Here is a 3604-nt window from a genome sequence, read left to right on the forward strand (position 1 = left end):
AGGCCGGGCCGCACAGCCAGTTACTTTGGACTTCGGGCAGGTCGATGGAAACGGTGTATTGCCCGGTGCGCGGGTCAACACCGCCTTGTACGTAGCTCATGAAGCCGAAGGCTTGGGAATGTACGACACTGGAAGTGGTCATGCTACCTATCCTCAAAGATAAAGACTCAACATCTCCAGACACTCGAAAACATACAATGGAATACATTGGCCATAATATGCGAATGCCTGTTTAGTCGTTCAAAGACGCAACATCCTGCCCTGATCATCTCCGACTCAGCATCAACCTATTACGGCTATTCTCATTGGATGACGAGTCAAACCCAACGGTCAGGGAATGTCGATTCCCTTCTTCGTCGAGCAATATAAGATAAACACTGGGGTCCAATTGCTGGCGATACATTTTTCGCTTATCGCCACTCGCCAGCCCGTCATACCAATAATTCACATCATCCGTCCGATGCAAACTAATAATCAACTCACCTTGCGCCGGGCGTTCGCCGTCAAACGAAGTCTTGAGATTTTTCTGGTAGTTCCTCATCAACCCCCACAAATAGGGATCAAAAGACAAACCTTCGGGCACGGGGCTGTCGCTATTTTCAAAATTGGCAGGATTGAAAGCATAGCCGGTGTAACTAAAAAAGGTTTCATCGATCAGCTCACTTTCCCATTGCATGGTTGAAATATTATTTTCAATGGATAAAGTGGCGAAAAGAACTGAATCGATGCCACGCCGTAAATAGCTTAAATACCAGTAATCAATCGACTGACGATAGTAGCTAAAATAATCCCATTCCGGATGCGCATTGCTGGGAGGTTCATCATGCCCATCCTCATCTTGCCATTTGCGCTCACGTTTAAACTCATAGTTAGATAACGACGGAGTCGCGGGACGGACACCTTGCACCGTCACCTCAAAATTTTCAGTTTTCTCATCAGTTGAGTTTTGCGTACCGTAAGGCGAATCAAACTGTGCATAAAAGGTCCGGCTACCTTCGTAGGCAAGATGTAGATAGAGTTCACGATAACGTACGCCATTATTTTTTGGCGTCGGCGGTGCCAGTGGATAGGTTCGCGTTGCAGTGGCCGAAAAAAACCTGAAGCGGTTTTTTATTTTGCTCACGGCCCATCGAGTGTCTTTGCCATATTCAATACCTTCTTGGCCTACCGGTATAAAAGGGATCGCATTGTTGGTTATTTTATCGACCAACCTGAGCGTAGCCAACTCGGCATCACTCACGGGAATGTATAGCTCCGCACCACCAACGGTGACTGACTGCGTTGCAATGGTCACGGTGACGGGAATCTGTTGAAAACCATTGCTGAAACAAGTGTCCAGACCGTTATTGACGGCGATTGAAAACTCTCCAAGCTCTCGCCAATGCGGTTCTGGTTGCACTTGTTCGGAGAGCTGGATAACGCTGAGACCGCTGGACCTGGCCGAACCATTCACCAGATAGGAACACCTCACCACACTGATTCGGGATGTGGGCTGGGTCGGTGGTGTAAACACGCCATTGTCATCCACGTCCCCTTCACCGATAACCACCCAGCGAACCTCATCATCAGGTTCCAAATCAGCGTACAACTGGATCGGATCGCCAGCCGTTACCGCCGCGACATAGGGCGGATCTACCGGCAGCGTGTGCGCTGCTCTCATCAACACAACTGTTGCTTCAATCGTCTCGTTACTCTGCTGATCAGTCACGATGATTCTCTGCACCGCCAACGGGTCGGTCAGACTAGTAGGCGGTGTGTAGATCGCGTGATTGTTATCGATGACATCGAGCATCCCTTCATTCGGAGAAAGTGTGGGCCAGCGTAGGCTCCCATTACCCAGGGTCGTCACAGTTAACTCAACGGGGGTTGGATTACTGCCAACCCCGCGCAAGCAAACCCGCGGTGTAATGTTCATACTTTCGAAAACACCCAGCACCAGTGCTGAGCTTGTCTGCGATTTGCCCCCCATCGTGTATTGAGCGGTTACTACGATGGGCTGTTGTTCTTTCCCCATTCGGGTTCGGTTCGGCGGCGTATAAACCCCACCCGTCGTGATAGTGCCAACCGAAAGCGGACTAAGGGGGTTGGTTACAGTCCATTGAGCGTTAATGCTCGATCCGTCGCTCTTGCGCGCGACAAACGCCTGGGGCAAACCACCGCTCTTCAGGCTGATGAACGCCGGTTCGACGGTCACCGTATCGGACTTCGGTCCAATATTACCCAGCACCAATAAATCATGAGGTGTATGCCGTCCATTCTGACTTTCGATGAAGAAGTTATCGCTTGGAAAAAGCAGGTTCTTCAGTACGTCAAGCTGCACTTCGTCGAGCAATTCAATCCATTCGCTGTTCAGCACCAATGAAGCCGAATACAGACGTCGCCCACCCACCTTGTCGTCCGGGATCAGATAAGGGAAGTCGCTGCCTTCGATAGGAATTCCCGCTCCATTTTCATCGTGGATTTTCAGCCGAATAAACAGCAACACCGCGCCGTCAGCCGGGTCATCGGAACCCGGGGCCTTCTGCGTACGAATGTAAAATCCCGTTGGGCTCAAAGGGTTGTAACCACTGAAGTCAAACAACCCCAGCTCAAAAATACGCTGATCCTGCGGCAGCACAGCCAAGCGGCTTTGAATTAATGCCGCCAAGTGTTTGTCGACCCCGGGCATTCCTCCCAGGTTGCAAGTCATCGACAGGTCGCTCGCCACATCCAGCGTCACCCGCCCCCGTTTATCCACTTCTCCTTCAATCTGGTTCAGGCTGAGCTTCATCTGGACTTTGTAGCCCATCGCTTCAGTAATAGTGAAGCTGGAAAGCAAGCGGACCGCGCCACCGCCAACGGGGTGACTCTTGGCGGTATAGGTGCCCGCTACCAGGTTCATGGTCAAGGTCACCTTGGACTCGTTCAGCGACGCCGTTTCGAACGACAGCACTGGCTTGCCCAGAAGTACGCCATCCAACGTCATCGACTCCGTTCGATCGTCGATATACGCCACACCGTTGATTGGCGGGATGAAGCGTCCGTCGTGCAACCAGGTTAAATATTGCACTTCCAGCAAGCGATTGAGTTGCTCACGACTGAATGCAACGATTGCTCCCCACTGGTGAGTGATAGAGCGCCCCTGCATACGATTCAGCAAATTTTGCAGTGAATTCGACATGATCATTCTCCAACTATTCTTCGCATTAGCGACTGACACCTTACTGACCATCGGCACGGAACATCCGGATCGTTTCGGGCACGCTGAATAACGGTAACGGCAGGACGATGTAACCGTCCTCCGAAGCCCCTCCTGGTCTTGCAGGGGGCACCAGGACAGTAATGACCACAAACTTGTCCGGCCCGGCAGGGTTCAACGTCAGCACACCGCTGGCGGCATTCATTTGCGCCGAGCCGCTGCCCAGCAATACCTGCCATTCCTCGCCCCAATCACCGGGGTTGATGGGGCCGTCCTCCCCCATGATCGACAATTGGAGCTGGTTCTCCGGCAAACTCACCGCATCATTGATCACCACTTCAATCGTTGGCGCACGATGCAGTACCAACACTCTCGTCGTTTCACTCAACCCCGTCCGGGGGTTGGTCACCACGATCGTATCGACGG

At 52.1% G+C, this 3604-nt stretch carries 2 protein-coding genes; both read right to left on the bottom strand.

The features are described 5' to 3' along the window. Positions 1–265: 265 nt before the first annotated feature. A complete protein-coding gene (locus tag CFII68_RS07695; protein WP_018610818.1) occupies positions 266–3160 on the bottom strand; it encodes a hypothetical protein in 2895 nt (964 codons plus the stop codon). Between the two features lie 40 nt (positions 3161–3200). Beyond that, positions 3201–3604: hypothetical protein (locus CFII68_RS07690; RefSeq protein WP_018610819.1), on the bottom strand; the 404-nt coding region annotated here is incomplete at its 5' end.

Origin of the sequence: Pseudomonas sp. CFII68 (assembly GCF_000416195.1) — a bacterium.
GTDB lineage: Bacteria > Pseudomonadota > Gammaproteobacteria > Pseudomonadales > Pseudomonadaceae > Aquipseudomonas > Aquipseudomonas kilonensis.